The organism is Sinorhizobium sp. 6-70 (assembly GCF_030124375.1).
Taxonomy (GTDB): domain Bacteria; phylum Pseudomonadota; class Alphaproteobacteria; order Rhizobiales; family Rhizobiaceae; genus Sinorhizobium.
Genome location: NZ_JASKLS010000005.1, coordinates 248080 through 265144 on the forward strand (window position 1 = coordinate 248080; position 17065 = coordinate 265144).

The 17065-nt window shown below is 62.2% G+C and carries 20 protein-coding genes; 11 read left to right on the plus strand and 9 right to left on the minus strand.

Annotation, left to right across the window (positions count from 1 at the left end; translation table 11 throughout):
- Positions 1-148 precede the first annotated feature (148 nt).
- Positions 149-646, minus strand: a complete 498-nt coding sequence (locus QN222_RS12745; RefSeq protein WP_283961278.1) for a MarR family transcriptional regulator — start codon at positions 644-646, stop codon at positions 149-151.
- Positions 647-758: 112 nt separating this feature from the next.
- Here QN222_RS12745 and QN222_RS12750 point away from each other — a divergent pair, with 112 nt between their 5' ends.
- From QN222_RS12750 to QN222_RS12760, 3 genes are all read left to right on the plus strand, one after another.
- Complete coding sequence (locus QN222_RS12750; protein ID WP_283961277.1) at positions 759-1550, plus strand: creatininase family protein; 792 nt, start codon at positions 759-761, stop codon at positions 1548-1550.
- Positions 1551-1686: 136 nt separating this feature from the next.
- Positions 1687-2790, plus strand: a complete 1104-nt coding sequence (locus tag QN222_RS12755; RefSeq protein WP_283961276.1) for a GTP-binding protein — start codon at positions 1687-1689, stop codon at positions 2788-2790.
- Between the two features lie 43 nt (positions 2791-2833).
- Positions 2834-3823 (plus strand): WD40 repeat domain-containing protein, encoded by a 990-nt coding sequence (locus QN222_RS12760; RefSeq protein WP_283961275.1) that lies wholly within the window; start codon positions 2834-2836, stop codon positions 3821-3823.
- 198 nt (positions 3824-4021) lie between these two features.
- Here QN222_RS12760 and QN222_RS12765 read toward each other — a convergent pair whose 3' ends face one another.
- Entirely contained in the window at positions 4022-4468 is a 447-nt protein-coding gene (locus QN222_RS12765) for a glyoxalase superfamily protein (protein WP_283961274.1), read from the minus strand.
- A gap of 268 nt (positions 4469-4736) precedes the next feature.
- On the opposite strand from QN222_RS12765, the gene QN222_RS12770 reads away from it, so the two are divergent.
- Together QN222_RS12770 and QN222_RS12775 are read left to right on the plus strand one after the other, a co-directional pair.
- Positions 4737-5372, plus strand: a complete 636-nt coding sequence (locus QN222_RS12770; RefSeq protein ID WP_283961273.1) for a LysE family translocator — start codon at positions 4737-4739, stop codon at positions 5370-5372.
- A gap of 22 nt (positions 5373-5394) precedes the next feature.
- Positions 5395-5805 (plus strand): VOC family protein, encoded by a 411-nt coding sequence (locus tag QN222_RS12775; protein WP_283961272.1) that lies wholly within the window; start codon positions 5395-5397, stop codon positions 5803-5805.
- 101 nt (positions 5806-5906) lie between these two features.
- On the opposite strand, the gene QN222_RS12780 is transcribed toward QN222_RS12775, so the two are convergent.
- Both QN222_RS12780 and odc2 read right to left on the minus strand, forming a co-directional pair.
- Positions 5907-6497 carry an N-acetyltransferase gene (locus QN222_RS12780; RefSeq protein WP_283961271.1) on the minus strand — a complete coding sequence of 197 codons (591 nt, stop codon included), beginning with the start codon at positions 6495-6497 and terminating at the stop codon, positions 5907-5909.
- A 90-nt stretch (positions 6498-6587) separates the two neighbouring features.
- Positions 6588-7727, minus strand: coding sequence for an ornithine/lysine decarboxylase (gene odc2, locus QN222_RS12785; protein ID WP_283961270.1), 1140 nt, complete (start codon positions 7725-7727; stop codon positions 6588-6590).
- Between the two features lie 695 nt (positions 7728-8422).
- Between odc2 and QN222_RS12790 the strand changes: the two genes are divergently transcribed.
- From QN222_RS12790 to QN222_RS12800, 3 genes are all read left to right on the plus strand, one after another.
- Positions 8423-9313 carry a LysR family transcriptional regulator gene (locus QN222_RS12790; protein ID WP_283961269.1) on the plus strand — a complete coding sequence of 297 codons (891 nt, stop codon included), beginning with the start codon at positions 8423-8425 and terminating at the stop codon, positions 9311-9313.
- Between the two features lie 195 nt (positions 9314-9508).
- A complete protein-coding gene (locus QN222_RS12795; RefSeq protein WP_283961268.1) occupies positions 9509-10153 on the plus strand; it encodes a DUF1007 family protein in 645 nt (214 codons plus the stop codon).
- Positions 10147-11181, plus strand: coding sequence for a nickel/cobalt transporter (locus QN222_RS12800; RefSeq protein WP_283961267.1), 1035 nt, complete (start codon positions 10147-10149; stop codon positions 11179-11181). The genes QN222_RS12795 and QN222_RS12800 overlap by 7 nt, the downstream gene beginning before the upstream one ends.
- A 41-nt stretch (positions 11182-11222) precedes the next feature.
- Here QN222_RS12800 and QN222_RS12805 read toward each other — a convergent pair whose 3' ends face one another.
- The 4 genes from QN222_RS12805 to QN222_RS12820 form a co-directional block, all read right to left on the minus strand.
- Positions 11223-11438, minus strand: a complete 216-nt coding sequence (locus QN222_RS12805; protein WP_283961266.1) for a hypothetical protein — start codon at positions 11436-11438, stop codon at positions 11223-11225.
- The gene (locus tag QN222_RS12810; RefSeq protein WP_283961265.1) at positions 11435-12127 is read right to left on the minus strand and encodes a GNAT family protein; all 693 of its coding nucleotides are present in this window, start codon (positions 12125-12127) and stop codon (positions 11435-11437) included. Before QN222_RS12810 ends, QN222_RS12805 begins: the two co-directional genes overlap by 4 nt.
- A 142-nt stretch (positions 12128-12269) precedes the next feature.
- Positions 12270-12974, minus strand: coding sequence for a tellurite resistance TerB family protein (locus QN222_RS12815; RefSeq protein WP_283961264.1), 705 nt, complete (start codon positions 12972-12974; stop codon positions 12270-12272).
- A gap of 281 nt (positions 12975-13255) precedes the next feature.
- Positions 13256-13894, minus strand: coding sequence for a 2-dehydro-3-deoxy-phosphogluconate aldolase (locus tag QN222_RS12820; RefSeq protein WP_283961263.1), 639 nt, complete (start codon positions 13892-13894; stop codon positions 13256-13258).
- 201 nt (positions 13895-14095) lie between these two features.
- Between QN222_RS12820 and QN222_RS12825 the strand changes: the two genes are divergently transcribed.
- The 3 genes from QN222_RS12825 (at position 14096) to QN222_RS12835 (ending at position 16530) form a co-directional block, all read left to right on the plus strand.
- Entirely contained in the window at positions 14096-14569 is a 474-nt protein-coding gene (locus QN222_RS12825) for a CYTH domain-containing protein (protein ID WP_283961262.1), read from the plus strand.
- Positions 14566-15474 (plus strand): CHAD domain-containing protein, encoded by a 909-nt coding sequence (locus tag QN222_RS12830; RefSeq protein WP_283961261.1) that lies wholly within the window; start codon positions 14566-14568, stop codon positions 15472-15474. The genes QN222_RS12825 and QN222_RS12830 overlap by 4 nt, the downstream gene beginning before the upstream one ends.
- A gap of 111 nt (positions 15475-15585) precedes the next feature.
- Positions 15586-16530, plus strand: coding sequence for a rhodanese-related sulfurtransferase (locus QN222_RS12835; RefSeq protein WP_283961260.1), 945 nt, complete (start codon positions 15586-15588; stop codon positions 16528-16530).
- A gap of 85 nt (positions 16531-16615) precedes the next feature.
- On the opposite strand, the gene QN222_RS12840 is transcribed toward QN222_RS12835, so the two are convergent.
- Entirely contained in the window at positions 16616-17014 is a 399-nt protein-coding gene (locus QN222_RS12840) for a GFA family protein (protein ID WP_283961259.1), read from the minus strand.
- Between the last annotated feature and the right edge of the window lie 51 nt (positions 17015-17065).

Here is a 17065-nt window from a genome sequence, read left to right on the forward strand (position 1 = left end):
TTTAAATCATCGCCGCAATCGGGAAGTGCCACCCTACAGCGCCGCGCGTCTTACCAGACGCGCAAAGGACGCTGCAGCCTTTGAATTGCTGCATGTTGCCTTTAATCGGCTACGATTGAAGGCGGCAATATGCCGTAGCGGCATGGGATCAATCGGGCGCCCTTGCCGCCTGCAGATTACTGTCGACCGCCTTGAGCAGTTTCAGAAGCGTACGCACCTGTTTGTCGGTCAAACCCCGTGTGGCGAGCTCTTCGGAATGCTGACCGGCCTCCGCAATGGTCTGCAGCCGTTCGCGCCCGGGCACGGTCAGATAGACCTTGGTCAACCTGGCATCTTCCTCGTCCGGCCGGCGTTCGAGGAAGCCTTGCGCCTCCATGCGACCAATGGTGCGCGTCATAGTCGGCGCCTTGACGCCAAGCTTTGCAGCGAGCGCGCCTGCCGTCAGGCCATCGGTCTCGGCCAGCGCGAGCATGACGCCGTCCTGCCCCGCATAGAGGCCGCTCTCAAGCAGATTGCGGGAAAGTACGGTGCGCATCGAGCGCGCCGCCTGCACAAGAACCGAAGCAAGATCGTGCGGCTCGACAGCAAGCTCGTCCCTCTTCTTGCCGTTCTTGCCCTTCTTTTCGGCCCTGCTCTTCTTGCCCATTGGACCTCCCGCCGAATCCCGTACACTCTGTTATAGCAATACAGCTTGTGATTACGAACTGTATGACTCAAATAACAATTTTACGACACTCGGGATGGAGAACCGAAGAGAAATGTTGATGCCCGAGCCCAACTGGAACGACAACCTCGCCGATCTCGCTCCTTCCGAGCGGCGGCAGTGGATCGCGGTGCTGCCGCTCGGCGCGCATGAGCAGCATGGACCGCATCTTCCCTTCGAAACCGATCGGCTGATTGCCGAGGGCATCGTTCGGCGCGTCACGGCCGCGCGGCCGGCGGACCTCCCGGTAACGTTCCTGCCGGTCGAGCCCGTCGGCTATTCGATCGAACATATGGATGTGTCCGGCACGCGCACGCTCGCTTTTGACGAAGCCATCGGCCGTTGGCTCGGGATCGCCGAAAAGCTCCATCGTCTCGGCATCCGCAAATTCGTCATGCTGAACGCCCATGGCGGCAACTCGCCGCTGATGACGATCGTCGCGACGGAGGCGCGGGTGCGCTTCGGTATGCTCGCCGTCGCGACGAGCTGGACGCGTTTCGGGCAACCGGAAGGCTGGATCAGCGCCGAGGACAAGGCGCTCGACATCCATGGCGGCGACATCGAGACGTCGGTGATGCTGGCGCTTCACCCCGACAAGGTGGACATGACGCGGGCCACCCGCTTTCCTTCCCGCCAGAGCGACTTCATCGCCCGGTTCACGCATTTGCGCGCCTACGGCCCGCACGCGTTCGGCTGGAAAATGTCGGACCTCAACCGGCAGGGTGTCGCCGGCAATGCCGGCGCCGCGACTGCCGCGCGTGGCGAAGTGCTCGTTGCACACGCGGTGAAAGGCATCATCGAACTGCTCGAGGACGTGGAGGCCTTCGACGTCGACGAACTTTCCTGATCGCTCTCGGCTCGCCGAATGGCGGACCGGTTCCGGCAGTGAATTCGGCTGCCGCCATTTGCGCATCGTCGCTTCATCTCCTATATGAGGACGCGACATAGATGCCCGCGGCGCATCGCCAATCCTCGAGGCTCCCATGACCGAAACATCCACGCAGAAGCCGATCCCCGTCACCGTGCTCACGGGTTATCTCGGCGCCGGCAAGACGACGCTCCTCAACCGTATCCTCAGCGAAAATCACGGCCGCAAATACGCGGTGATCGTCAACGAGTTCGGCGAAATCGGCATCGACAACGACCTGATCGTCGAGTCCGACGAGGAAATCTACGAGATGAACAACGGCTGCGTCTGCTGCACGGTGCGTGGCGACCTGATCCGTGTCGTCGAGGGCCTGATGCGCCGTCCCGGTCGCTTCGATGCGATCATCGTCGAGACCACCGGCCTTGCCGATCCGGTACCGGTCGCCCAGACCTTCTTCATGGACGACGACGTGCGCGCCAAGACCGAGCTCGATGCCGTCGTGGCACTGGTCGATGCCAAGCACCTGCCGCTGCGTCTCAAAGACAGCCGCGAGGCCGAGGACCAGATCGCCTTCGCCGATGTCGTGCTCTTGAACAAGACCGACCTGGTGACGCCGGAAGAGCTGGAGCGGATCGAGGCAACGGTGCGCGTCATCAATCCGTCCGCTCGCATCTATCGCACGCAGCGCTCCGAGATCGACCTGACGAAGGTGCTCGACCAGGGTGCCTTCAATCTCGAAAAGGCACTCGAAAACGATCCGCACTTCCTCGATCAGGATGAGCACGACGATCACGTCTGCGGCCCCGACTGCGACCATGATCACCATCATCACGACCACCATGCTCATGATCACGATCACCATCATCATCACGATCACCATCATCATCACCATGACCATGGGCCGTCGCCCATTCATGACGTGACGGTGCAGTCCATCTCGCTGCGCGGCGGCGAGATGAATCCCGACCGCTTCTTCCCGTGGATCCAGAAGATCACCCAGACCGATGGGCCGAATATCCTGCGGTTGAAGGGCATCATCGCTTTCGCCGGCGATGCCGAGCGTTACGTGGTCCAGGGCGTGCACATGATCATCGAGGGCGACCATCAGCGCGCCTGGAAGGACGGCGAGAAGCGCGAGACCCGGCTGGTCTTCATCGGCCGCGATCTCGACCGCGAGAAGCTCGAGCGCACCTTCAGGGCCTGTGAGGTCCAGGCATGATCGCCGGTAAGATCATGCTGAAACAAGAGAGCCTGACCAACTGATGCCGACAGTCGCTCCGCTCGATCTCGAAGGTCACGTCGTCGGCGTAGCCTTCCTCAAGGACACCCCCTTCTTCGCCGAAGCCTCCGGCACCATCCATCGCCTCGATCATGGTCTGAAGACCATTGAAGCCCATGACGGCCTGCTCTCGCTCGACCATGACGATGCGAGCGACAGCCTGCTGACCGGCGGCGAGGACGGCAAGGTAGTGCGCATCTCCGCCGACGGCACCATGAGCCTCGTCGCGGAAGCGCCGCGCAAATGGATATCGCAGGTCGCGGCCGGCCCTCAGGGCGCGGTCGCCTACGCCTATGGCAAGACGACCCATGTTCGCCTGGCGGACGGTACGACAAGGGATTTTCCCGAAGAGCGAACCGTCGAGGGCATAGCCTTTGCCCCGAAGGGCCTGCGCATCGCCGTTGCCCGCTACAACGGCGTGTCCATGCACTGGGTGGCGATCGCGGGCCAGCCCGCCGACCTCGAATGGAAGGGCGCTCATACCGGCATCACCTTTTCCCCGGACGGCCGTTTCGTCGTCACCTCCATGCAGGAAAACGCGCTGCACGGATGGAAGCTCGATGCCAAGGCGGACGCCGAAGCACGCCACATGCGCATGACCGGCTATCCAGCCAAGGTGAAGTCGCTGTCCTGGTCCGCCAAGGGCAAGTGGCTCGCGTCTTCCGGCGCGCCGGCGGCGATCGTCTGGCCGTTCCAGGGCAAGGACGGACCGATGGGCAAGGCCCCGCTCGAACTCGGTACGCGTGGCAACATCATGGTCACGGCAGTCGCCTGCCATCCGGCCGAAGACATCGTCGCCATCGGCTACGACGACGGCATGATCCTCGCCGCCCGCTTCGCCGACAGCAAGGAAGTGCTGCTGCGCCGACCCGGCAAGGGTGCGATCACCGCCATGGCCTGGAGTAAGAACGGCCGCCAACTCGCCTTCGGTTCGGCGACCGGTGATTGCGGCGTGGTGGATCTTGCAGGGTAGCGTCTGCACCTCTCCGGTCCGACGCAATACGATGCAATAGCCCCTCACCCTAGCCCTCTCCCCGCTTGTGGGGAGAGGAGACGCGCAACCACGGTTCGCCCCTGGTTTGATGAACGCGGCGCCACGAGTCTCTTCTCCCCGCCTGCGGGGAGAAGGTGGCGGCAGCCGGATGAGGGGCAAGCCGCAATCCGCTTCACCTCACCATTCAAGTTCCAGATGCGGACGCCCGTTCGAGGTCTTTTCGACCGTCCGTCCGGTCCCGTCTATCGTCGCCGTTACCCTCTGGCGAAAGGCCGAAAAGCTTTCGAACGTGACGACGTCGACCGGTTCATCGAACTTGAACGTCAGGCGATAGCGTCCCGGCTCGGCACCTATCGCGTGAGCCGAAAGGATTTCCGCATTGAAGGCCTGGCCGAGATAGTGGCCTTTCACCCGCGACCCCAGCACCCAGGGATTGACGGGAGGCCGGTTGCCGACGGCGGCGTGAAGCGTATTCCAGTCGCGGTAGCCGTATTGGGCGGCGACGAGTTCGAGCGATTTGGAGTGGCTGATCTGCTCGCCCTCGGACGCGAGCCGGGAGCGCAGGCGCCGTGCCTGGTCCTTCAGCGCGTCAAGCGCGGGAAGCGTCGGTTTGTCATTCGTCATGACAGGGTCTCCTGTTGCGGCATGCAATTTCAGGATGGGTGCCCGCATTGCCATCGGTTCGCATGCCGTTGCGGCGTGACCGTGTCGGAAAAGAGGGACTTCACCAAAGCTTGAAGCTCGCGGACGGCTGGGGCCCTCGCCCGCCGCCTCCATAGGGGAAGCCGGGCAGGCTGTCAAACGGGTGCGCGTCAACGATGGCCACGACCTCACCGATGCTTGCGCGCACGCCAAAGCTGTGAGACGACTTGCGTCCCGAAGGGAGGACATCATGAGCGAAGTCACCATTCTTGCATTCGCGCTCGTCGCGTTCATCGGCATCGTGACTCCGGGTCCGACCGTGCTTCTCGCGCTTACCAATGGCTCGCGCTATGGCGTGAAACCGGCGATGGCAGGCATGATCGGCGCCGTCCTGTCGGATTTCGTACTGATCAGTGCGGTGGCGCTCGGCCTCGGCGCGCTCTTGGCCGCGTCCGAATTCTGGTTCACGGTCGTCAAATGGCTGGGTGCAGCCTATCTCGCTTTCCTGGGCATCATGCTGCTGCGCTCGCGCGGCACGCTGGAAATTGCCGCCGAGAGCAAGAGCCCAGCCTGCGCCGCCACGGTACGCACGATCTTTCTCAAGAGTTTCCTTGTCGCGGTCACCAATCCCAAGGGCTATCTGTTTTTCTCCGCCTTCTTGCCGCAATTCATCGTGCCGGCCCTGCCGCAGACGCCGCAATATACCGTCCTGGCCGTCGTGTTCGCATCGATCGACCTGATGGTGATGTTCGGCTACGCCCTGGTCGGTTCGCAGGCGGTTCGTTTCCTCGAACGTTCAGGAGCGATCTGGCTCGATCGGCTGTGCGGTGGCGCCCTGTTGGTGCTGGCAGGATCGCTCGCACTTTATCGACGGGCCGCCAACTGACACGGGGAAGCGAGGACAACGCATGATCGGGTACACGATGGTCGGAACGACGGATCTGAGGCGGGCCGAGCGATTTTACGATCCGCTGATGGCCCTGATCGGCCAGGAGCGCTGCTATTGCGACGAACAGGTTTCCTCCTGGGGCCGGCGGGATGACGGCAGGGCTCCGCGCTTCTTCGCGTGTTACCCTTTCGACGGCAACAGAGCCTCGATCGGCAACGGAACGATGACGGCCTTTCTCGTTGAAAGCGCGGACGTGATCGAGCGGATGTTCGAAATCGCCCTCGAACGGGGCGGTCGGAGCGAAGGGACACCGGGCTTCCGCCCGCAATATGGCGATGGCTTTTACGCAGCCTACGTGCGTGACCCGGACGGCAACAAGCTTGCCTTCGTTTGCTACGACGCGAAGAAGGCGCTCACGCCCGACGCGTGAGAGCCGCTCGAACAAGCCCTCTCGAAAACGCTACAGCGCTCCCGCCGACGCGGCAGGAGCGCTGTTTGTTATCCGCCTCCGCAGGGTTGGAGGCGGCGAAGTCACGCGGCGCGCTTGAGCGGCGGCATGGCGAGCTTGCGGCCGCTCGCCACCAGCATCCCGGCGGCGCCATCGAGCCAGCCGCTCTTGACCTCGAGCGCCAGGAAGCGATTGCGCTCGAACGGTCCCGGCATGACGAGATGCTGTGCCCGCTCGGCGAAGAAGCCGAACCGCTCGTAGTAGGCAGCGTCGCCGACGAGCAGGATCGCCCCGTGGCCGCGATTCTTGGCCTCCTGGATTGCCGCACGCATCAGCATGCCGCCGATGCCCCTGCCCTCGTGCGCCGGATCGACGGCAAGCGGGCCGAGAAGAAGCGCGGGCACCCCATGGCCCTCCCGGTCGACACCAGCCTCGACATTCCAGAGGCGCACGGTGCCGATCACATGACCGTCCTCGTCGCGTGCGACAAGGGCGAGCCCCTCGGCCGGCACGCGGCCGCGACGCAGCTTTTCCGACGACTTGCGCCGGCGATCGGGACCCATGGCACGGTCGAGCAGGTTTTCACGCGCGACGACATCGCCCGGGTTTTCGGAGTCGATCACAAAGGTGGACGGCGCGAAGAACGCGCGCATGGCATCAACAACAGCGGCCATCGGGGCCTCCCGCCATCAAAACCGCTTCAGGCGGACCGGATAAGAATTGTGAAATCGCTGCTCCCGCGGTTGGCGCGGGAGCAGGCAGGATCAGATCACATAGGCCTTCAGCGGCTCGAAGCCGTTAAAGGCGACGGCCGAGTAGGTGGTCGTGTAGGCGCCGGTGCCTTCGATCAGGACCTCGTCGCCGATCGTCAGCGAGATCGGCAGCGGATACATGTTCTTCTCGTAGAGCACGTCGGCCGAGTCGCAGGTCGGGCCGGCAAGCACGCAGGGCTCCATCTGATCGCCGTCACGCGCGGTGCGGATCGGGTAGCGGATTGCCTCGTCCATCGTTTCGGCGAGGCCGCCGAACTTGCCGATGTCGAGGAAGACCCAGCGGTGGTTGTCGTTGTCCGACTTCTTCGAGACAAGAACGACTTCCGCCTTGATCACGCCCGCATTGCCGACCATGCCGCGGCCCGGCTCGATGATCGTCTCCGGGATGTTGTTGCCGAAGTGCTTCTTCAGCGCACCGAAGATCGCCTGGCCGTAGGCTTCCGCCGACGGGACGTCCCTCAGGTACTTCGTCGGGAAGCCACCGCCCATGTTGACCATCTTGAGCTCGATGCCCTGCTTGGCAAGTTGCACGAAGACACGCTTGGCATCGGCAAGGGCCGAATCCCAGGCATCGAGCTTCGTCATCTGCGAGCCGACGTGGAACGACACGCCGTAGGAGACGAGGCCGAGCTGGTGGGCGTAGACGAGCACGTCGACGGCCATCTGCGGGACGCAGCCGAACTTGCGCGACAGCGGCCACTCCGCGCCTTCGCCATCGGTCAGGACGCGGCAGAAGACACGGGCGCCAGGGGCGGCACGCGCGACCTTTTCGACTTCCTCATGGCTGTCGACCGCGAAAAGGGACACACCCAGCGTATGAGCACGGGCAATATCGCGCTCCTTCTTGATGGTGTTGCCATAAGAAATGCGTTGGGCGGTCGCACCGGCATCGAGCGCCATTTCGATTTCGGCGACGGACGCGCAATCGAAATTGGAACCGAGACCGGCGAGAAGGCGCAGGATCTCCGGCGCCGGGTTGGCCTTGACGGCATAATAGATCGAGCTGTCGGGCAGCGCGTGGCGAAAGGCCTTGAAATTGTCGCGCACGACGTCGAGGTCGACAACGAGGCACGGGCCTTCCGGTCGTCGGGTGTTCAGGAAGTCGATGATGCGTGCAGTGGTCATAGCCATATTCCCCGGATCCATTAGACTCCACAACTGTGGAGGACAAAGGGCGTACGCGCGCTTGCACTGGAACCAGCCGGTGGAGACCCCGGAACCATGCTGCGCTCGATGCGCGAAACAGTGAATCGAAGCCCGTGAAGGCTAAGACTCGGCTTTGTCTGCCATGGATTGGAGGGGATAACCCAACCGCACTTCCGGCAATGAAGGTGTGCCTCTTCAGTAACCCCGGCTGTTGGAAAGCCGGCAGACACCAGAAAGGCCCGCACCGTCGTTGCTTCAAGATGTCCTCGCATTTCCCGGTTGGCCGGAATAGCGACTGGAGGGGTTAGTTCCAGGTACCTTACCGATTTCCTCACCTTATTCGAGGGTCGGCGGACACCCACAGGCACGTGCGACTTTGGGCAAGGCGTAGGTAAGAAAAAACAGTGTCGTAATCAAGAGTTTTTTGCGTTCCGCGGTTGAATTTTTTCCGAAGCCGACGACATTGTCGGTGTTCACATTCACTGAACAATCGAGCCTGCTGGGGAGAATGCGCCAAGCCTTTGAAATCAATGGGATTTGCTCCGATCACGTGAGGCGAGCGCGCTGAGAGGCGGCGTCTCGGATCGAGCGCGACGGCGCGGCGTTATTCGTGACCCTTCGACAGGCGACCGATTGCGGCCGAATCAGTCCGGCGAACATGAGACGAAAGAAAGTCAGCCATGGACACCTTGACCCGTATCCGTGCCTTCATCGACGTCGTGGACGCGGAAGGCTTTTCCGCAGCCGCCCGGCGCGTTGGAAAATCCAAGGCACTTCTGTCGAAATATGTGCGTGAGCTGGAAGACGAGCTCGGCGCCCTCCTGCTCAATCGCACGACCCGGCAATTCTCGCTGACCGAGGCCGGCCACACCTATTATCGCACGGCCTCGGAGATCTTGAAGGAGATCGATAACCTTGCCGATCTCGTGCGCGCCAACAATTCCGACCTGCGCGGCCGGCTGCGCATCACCGTGCCCAGGACATTCGTGGATGCGGATATTGGCCAGTCGTTGATCGATTTTGGCAAGCAGCATTCCGAATTGTCGCTCGAAATCGTCTCGGACGACCGCTTCATCGATCTGGTGGAAGAAGGTTTCGACGTGGCGATCCGCATCACGCGGCTCGAAGATTCGACGCTGATCGCGCGCAAGCTCGATGACTTCCAGGTGCTGCTCTGCGCCTCGCCGGACTTCGTGGAAAGGATCGGCCCGCTCAAGCATCCGACCGAGCTTTCGAAAATCTCCTGCATTCTCGACACCAACGGCCGATCCTATTCGAACTGGCGCTTCGTCGAGCCGGATGGTTCACCCTTCACGGTACCGGTGGGCGGACCGATCGAAGTCAACAGTCCGCTTGCCTCTGCGCGCGCCGCGGTGACCGGTCTCGGGATTGCCCCGGTGCCGGATTTTATCGCCCGGCCGAAGATCCAGTCCGGCGAGCTGGTGACATTGTTCGATGATTTCCTGCCGAAAGACCGCGGCATCTACGCGATCTATCCGCATCGGCGCTATCTGCCGGCCAAGGTGCGCACCTTCGTCGATTTCCTCCACGGCTGGTTCCGCTCGCGGTGACGGCGCCGTGCTGCCAAGTCCCAATTCCGTCCCATTTGCAGTACATTCGAAGACGATTCGCGCGGCTTACGGCGCCGCGCGTCTTATTAGACGCGCAAAGGACGCTGTAGCAGTTTGAATTGCTGCATGTTTTTATCCTTAAATCGGCTGCGATTTAAGGAAACATGCAGTAGGCCGAAAAGGATTGCCACTCCCATGAAAACCAAATGCCTCGTCATGGCCGGCCTTGCCACGCTCCTCGCGCCCGCGCTGGCCGTGGCGCACCCGCATATTTTCGCCGAAGCGCGTCTGGAGATCGTTTCCGACGACAAAGGCGAGATCGATGAATTGCGCAATGTCTGGCGCTTCGACGAACTGTTCTCCGCAAGCGTCGTGCTCGACTTCGACAAGAACTCGAACGCGACGCTCGACCCGGACGAGCTCAAGGAGGTCGGCCAGACGGTTCTCGAGTCCCTTTCGGAATACAATTACTACACAACGATTTTCGACAACGGCAAATCCGTGAAGGTGAACAAGCCCGACAGCATTACCGTCGACTACAAGGACAACCAGCTCCTGATGATGTTTGCGGTCAAACCGGCCGAAGCGATGCCGCTCAAGGGCAAGCTCACCTTCGGCGTCTACGACCCAACCATGTATACGGCGATGGACTTCCCGACCGACGATGATCTCACGGTCGTCGGCGAGAAGATCGAGGCCTGCGAGCATCAGGTGGTGAGGCCCGATCCCGACGAAGTGCTCGCCGAAAACAAGGACACGCTGACCGACGCTTTCTGGAACGACCCGACGGGCACCGACATGTCGAAGCTTTTTGCAACCAGGATCGAGGTCAAATGCTGAACGCACGTAGGATTGGCCGACCGCTGGTCGCCGCGCTTTTGCTGGCGGCGTTTTCCGCAACGGCAGCCGCGGCCCAGTCGCCGCTCGGCATCGGCACCGCCGAACCGTCGGTCCAGACGACAGGTTTCCTCGGCGGCTTCTTTGCCTGGGTGAACATGGAGCAGCAGGGCTTCTACCGAATGCTGACCGGCACGCTCAAGGGCATGCGCGAGAACCCCTGGCAACTCTGGTCGCTGGTCGGCCTCTCCTTCGCCTATGGCGTCTTTCACGCCGCCGGCCCGGGCCACGGCAAGGCGGTCATCTCCTCCTACATGATCGCCAACGAGACGGAACTTCGCCGCGGCGTCGTTCTCTCCTTTCTCTCTTCGATCCTGCAGGGCGTGGTGGCGATCCTCCTCATCGGCGCCGTCTATCTCCTGTTGCGCGGCTCGTCGATCAGCATGACCGACGCCACCCACTCGCTTGAGGTCGCAAGCTACGCGCTGATTGCGGCGTTCGGAGCCTGGCTGGTCTTCCGCAAGCTGCGCTCGATGACGCGCCCCACTCCCGCCTTAGCCATCGGCGCGCACACGGAGCACGGCCATCACCGCCACGATCACCATGACCATGATGATCACCACCATCATCATCATGCCCACGCTCCGGGTGAGGTCTGCGCGACCTGCGGACATGCGCATGCCCCGGACCCTGGCATGCTGAAGGGTGATCGTTTTGCGCTGAGCGAAGCCTGGTCCGCGGTCGTCGCCGTCGGCCTGCGCCCCTGCTCCGGCGCCTTGATCGTTCTCTCGTTCGCGCTTTTGAACGGGCTCTATCTTGGTGGCGTTCTCTCGGTCTTCGCCATGTCGATCGGCACGGCGATCACGGTTTCCACTCTCGCCACCTTGGCCGTCATGGCCAAGGGGTTCGCGCTCCGCTACGCCTCGAGCGGTTCGGCTGCCGCGCGCATTTCCAACGGCATCGAGATTGCTGGCGCCGCGATGGTGCTGGTGCTTGGACTTGTGCTGCTGGGCGCTGCGCTGCAGGGATAGTGCAACTCCAGGACTTGTTAGCGCTTCAAGAGTAGGTGCGTTTACTGCCCGCGTCGGCGCTGATGGCGGGCGCGCAACCAGAAAATCAGGAAGAAGCCGAGGACAAAGAGAGCGCCGAAGGCAGCGGCGAGCCATGGCGAAATATCGCCCAGCCAAAGCATGATCGACGGCAGCACGAAAAAGCCGACACCGACCACCAGCAGGATGATGGCGGCGGCGATCGCCGGCGATCTTTCTTTCTTATCGGGCACGCTCACTCCTTTGCCGCAAGCTCCGCGCGGATATCCTCGAGACGCCGCTTCTGGCGCCCCTCGCCATCGAAATTGTCAGGCGAGAGCCAGCGTTCGAAGGCAGCCTTGATCAGCGGCCATTCGCCATCGATCATCGAGTACCAGGCTGTATCACGATTGGCATGCTTCGAAATCATATGCTGGCGGAAAACGCCTTCGAACGTAAAGCCGAGGCGCGCTGCCGTGGTGCGGCTCGGCTGGTTCTCACTGTGGCATTTCCATTCGTAGCGGCGATAGCCCAGGTCCTCGAAAACATGCCTCGCCATCAGATAGTGGGCCTCCGTCGATAGCGGCGAGCGCGCCATGGCCGACCCGTGAGCTACACCGCCGACTTCCACGACGCCATTGGCCGGGTCCGCTCGCATGTAATTTGCCATGCCGACGACCTTGCCGGTCGCCTTGTCGCGAAAGACCTCCGTGATCCAACCGGATTTTTCCTGAACCGCGCTAAGCCAGGCGTCAAAATCTCCGATGCCGGAAAAATCGTCCTGGGTGAAATACTTCAGGAGCGGGTTGATCGCCATGCCGCCGAATGCGTCATGCCAGAGCGCTTCGAGATGCGCCGCCCGATCATAAGGCTCCAGCCTGACGTATCGCCCCTCGATAAGAACCGGCTGTGGCGCCGGGCATCCCTTCCAATTGGCAAGGTCCCGCATCGATTGCTCCCGCGTTTTCATTTGCCTTCGCAATAGGACAGGCGCCCGGCTGTTACAAATTCAAACTGGTGATGGACCCATGAAGCGGAACGAATGCGGGAGCGACCCCCGCTCCCCGGTCTTCCGTTTGCGCGCCGCCAGATCAGGCAGGGATCTTGGCCCCCGAAACGGTCGCCTCGATGTGGTCGACGAGCGCATCGGGAAGCCCGAGACGGCCGGCGAGCAGATCGAGATAGCCGCGTTCCGCCCGGCTCTCGGGCTCGATCGCGAGGCGCGACGCAGTGTAGATCTCCACGCGCTGCTCCTCCGTCGTGGCGGCAGCGACGATCGCATCGAGATCGACTGGATTGGCGAGTTCCGCCTCGAGGAACGCCGCCGCGTCGGCCGAGAGGCCGGAAACCGACAGCTTGTCCATGATGTGGCCGCGCTCGGTCTCGTCGATATGGCCGTCGGCACGCGAAGCGGCGATCATCGCACGCACCAGGATCAGGGCAAAATCGTTGCTCACGGCTCCCGGTGCCGTGAAGCCGGAGTCGGAGGGTGGCGGCAGGAGTTCCGGTGTCGGCTGCGAAGCTGGTTCAGCGGCCGGCGTCTTGCCGGCCTGATAGTTCTTGTAGGCCTGATAGCCAAGCCCGGCGATCGCCGCGAGACCGCCCAGCACCGCAGCATTGCCTGCGAGCTGACGGCCGGATTTCGTGCCGAGGAGGACAGCAGCGATAGCGCCGGTGGCAAGCGGATTATCCTTGGCGAGCTTGGTCACTTGATCCGCGCGATCGCGGACCGTGCCGCCGGCGCCCGGCACCTGCGACCCCAAGAACTGGTCCAGCAACTTCTTCGCGTCGAACATGACTTCGCTCCTCTTCGGTTACCGCGCGACGACAAAGCAAAAAAGCGCTCTCCCGCCCCCGCGTCGTTGTCGGCGGATTGAGACATAGGAACGTTGCGAGGAAAATACAAATTGACGTTGAAGATGAAAAAGCCGGGCAAACGCCCGGCCGTTGCACGCCTGCTGCATGTTTTTATCTTAAATCGTACCCGATTAAGGATAAAAACATGCAGCAATTCAAAGTGCTACAGCGTCCTTTGCGCGTCTGGTAAGACGCGCGGCGCTGTAAGTGACCCGCAAAATCACCCCTTGAGGGCGTAGGCTTCTGCGGCAAGCTTGGTGATGCCGGCCCAATCGCCTTTCGCCACCAGTTCCTTAGGAGCCACCCAGGAACCGCCGACGCAGACGACGTTCGGCAGCGAAAGATAGTCGCGTGCGTTGCCAAGCGAGATGCCGCCGGTCGGGCAGAACAGAGTGCCCGCGAGCGGCGAGGAAAGCGACTTCAGATAGGCAGCGCCTCCGGCCTGCTCGGCCGGGAAGAACTTCATCACCTGATAGCCCTCCTCGCGCAGCCCCATGACCTCGCTCGCCGTCGCGGCCCCAGGCAGCAGCGGCACTTCGTGGTCATTGGCAACATCGATCAGTTCCTGGGTCGTGCCGGGGCTGACGATGAACTGCGATCCTGCCTCCACCGCCTGCTCGAACTGCGCGGCATTGAGAACCGTGCCGGCACCGGCGACGGCGCCCTCGACCTCGGCGGCGACCGCACGGATCGCATCCAGCGCCGCCTGCGTGCGCAGCGTGATCTCGATCGCCTTCAGGCCACCCGCGACAAGTGCGCGCGCCAGCGGCACGGCGGTTGCGGCATCGTCGATGACCAGCACCGGGACCACCGGTTGCAGCTTGAGGATAGAGAGAAGCTTGTCGGTTTTCGCGCTCATGCCGGTCACCTTTTAAAACGATTGAATACTGCGCTCCGCATACTCCCCCCGGCCGCCCTTGTCGAGACCGAAGGTCGTGAACACAACCTCGACTTATAGCGGCGGAAAATAAAATACCATCGATAGCAGAGAGATGGCTTGAGCGTTGGCGATAAAGCGATAACTTATCCGCGATCCACCTCTCGATATGGCGGGAAATCCATGGCGAAGGAGATAGAACGCAAGTTCCTGGTCGCTTCCAGCGATTGGCAAGACCGTGCGGACAAGGGCATAAAACTCCAGCAGGCCTACATAGTCACCATGGACGACCGCTCCGTACGCGTGCGAATCCATGGCAACAAATGGGCGCGCCTGACCATCAAGATCGGCAAGTCGGCGCTGGTCCGCAACGAATACGAATACGATCTGCCCATGGGCGACGCCCGCGAGCTGCTGACCCAAGCGGTCGGCATCGTCATCGAGAAGCGACGTTACCGCGTGCCGCACAGGGGCTTTACCTGGGAAGTCGACGTCTACGAAGGGGCGCTCTCCGGGCTTGTCGTCGCCGAGGTCGAGATGAAGCGGGAAACGGATTTGCCGGCCCTGCCGCAATGGCTGGGTCGCGAGATTACTGGTGACCGCCGCTATTCCAACCAGGCGCTTGCCACGGAGGGGCTACTGGAAGCGCAGTCATGAGTTATGCGTTTCGTCCTGACCGGCCTTTCACCGAGGACTTTCGGACCGTCGGGGCCGAACAGATCGAGCGGGCGGTGGCGGCGCTGGAACAGCGACCGCAAGGCGTTCATGAAGCTATTCACGACGCGCGCAAGAACTTCAAGCGCCTGCGTTCGCTCTATCGCCTGGTTGCTTCCGATGCGCCTCTCTTCCAGAAGCAGGAAAACGCTCGTATCCGCGCCATGGGGCGAAATCTTTCGACCGTCCGCGACGCGGCGGCACTCGTAGAGAACATCAACTACCTGCGAGGGCAAACGCAGAGCGACGAACAGGGTACGGCGCTTGACCAGATCTACACGATTCTCGCGGAGCGCCGCGACCGGGTTGCCGAGAGCGAGACAGACATAGAGGGGAAGATCGCCGCGACGATTGTCGACTGCGAGCAGGCGCTTGACGCACTCGCACAGGTTTCCTTCGACGACGGCAAACGAAAGTCCGCGGCCCGGCTGAAAAAAGGCTGGCGGCGCACGCTGAAACGCGCCGCGCGCGCGAGAGCGGCCTGCGAAGCGCACACCGAAGCCGCGCTCTTCCACGAATTGCGCAAGCGAGCCCAGGATTACCGATTGCAACTGGCACTGATGCGGCAGGCCTGGCCGTCGGCAATGGAGGCAAAGAGGGCGGAAGCCAAGGCGCTCGTCGATGTGCTCGGCCATCTGAACGACCTCGCCACTCTGACATCGCTCGTCAACGAGGAGCCGGGAGTTGCCGGCAGCAGCCAGAACCGGGCGCATCTCATGTCCGCGGTCACTACGCGGGAAGAGGCGCTGAAGAAGGAGGCGCGGCAACGGGCGGCGGCTGTCTTTCGCGATAAGCCGAAGAGCGAAAGCCGGACCGTCGCACTGCTGTGGCTTGAAGCCGGCCGGTAGGACCGGCGAAGAGCCCCGCGACCCGCCCCTCGTCCGGCGTGACGCCAACGGGACAATTGGGCACGGCCTGATCGATTGCGCTCGGCGCTCGAAAGCTGTATTTGCGAGCCCATGACCGACATTTCCATGACCCCGCGCCCGGAGACACAAGGCCAGTTTCTGGTGGCAGCGCTTTACCATTTCGTTTCCTTCCCGCGCTTTGCCGATTTCCGCGAACCGTTGCAGGCCGTCTGCGACGCCAATGGCGTGAAGGGCACGCTGCTCGTCGCGCATGAGGGCATCAACGGCACGATTGCCGGCCCCGACGAGGGTATTGCCGCGGTGCTCGCCTATCTGCGCCAGCAACCGGAATTCACCCGTCTCGAATACAAGGAAAGCCGCGCTTCTCAGATGCCGTTCCTGCGCATGAAGGTGCGGCTCAAGAAGGAGATCGTCACCATGGGGGTCGAAAACATCGACCCCAACAAGGTGGTGGGCACCTATGTCGACCCGAAGGATTGGAACGCGCTGATCTCCGATCCGAACACCCTTGTGATCGACACGCGCAACGACTACGAAACGGCAATCGGCCTCTTCCGCGGCGCCGTCGATCCGAAAACCAAGACTTTCCGCGAATTCCCCGACTGGGTACGAAACAATACCGGCCTGCACAACAAGCCGAAGATCGCGATGTATTGTACCGGCGGTGTCCGTTGCGAGAAGGCGACGGCCTTCATGAAGGAGCAGGGCTTCGAGGAGGTCTATCACCTGAAAGGCGGCATCCTCAAATATCTTGAGCAGATCCCTGAAGAGCAGAGCCTCTGGGACGGTGCCTGCTTCGTCTTCGACGAGCGCGTTTCCGTTACCCACGGCCTCGCAGAAGGCGAGCACACGCTCTGCCATGCCTGCCGCCAACCCCTGACGCCGGAAGACCTGCTATCTCCTCTGCACGAGGAAGGCGTCGCCTGCATCCATTGTCATGAGATCCGCACCGACGAGGACCGCGAGCGCTATCGCGAACGGCAGAAGCAGATCGCACTGGCAAAGAAGCGCGGCGAGCGACACCTCGGAAGCTGAGTATCGCCGTTATCTACCCCTCATCCCGCTGCCGCGACCTTCTCCCCGCAAGCGGGGCGAAGGAGACTCGTGGCGACCGCTTAAATCACCCCGGCAGCGTCTCATACTCGTCCAGGCCAACAGCCAGTCGGTCCCAATGCGGGCGACTGCGGGTGAAGACAGCATTGCTGGGCTCAAACAGTGACATATCGTCGAGCGTGCCGGCATAGACCGTCCAACGGTCGGCACCGGACGAGAAGATCTGGCTGGCGCAGGTGGGGCAGAAATAGCGGATCGTCACGTTGCCGTTTTCGGCGAGCTTCTCGTAAGCGCGGAGCTCGCCGGCGACTTCGACGTCGGCACGCGAGAAGATCATGTAGCAGGAATGACCGGTACCCGTGACCCTCTGGCAATCACGACAATGGCAGAAACCGGAATAAAGAGGCGCTTTCCTTGCCTCATAGCGCACCGCGCCGCACAAACATCCGCCCTTCATAGCACTCATATCACGCCCTCCCAAACCGAGCGGAGGATAGCGAAGCGGCTCTCGCGGTCA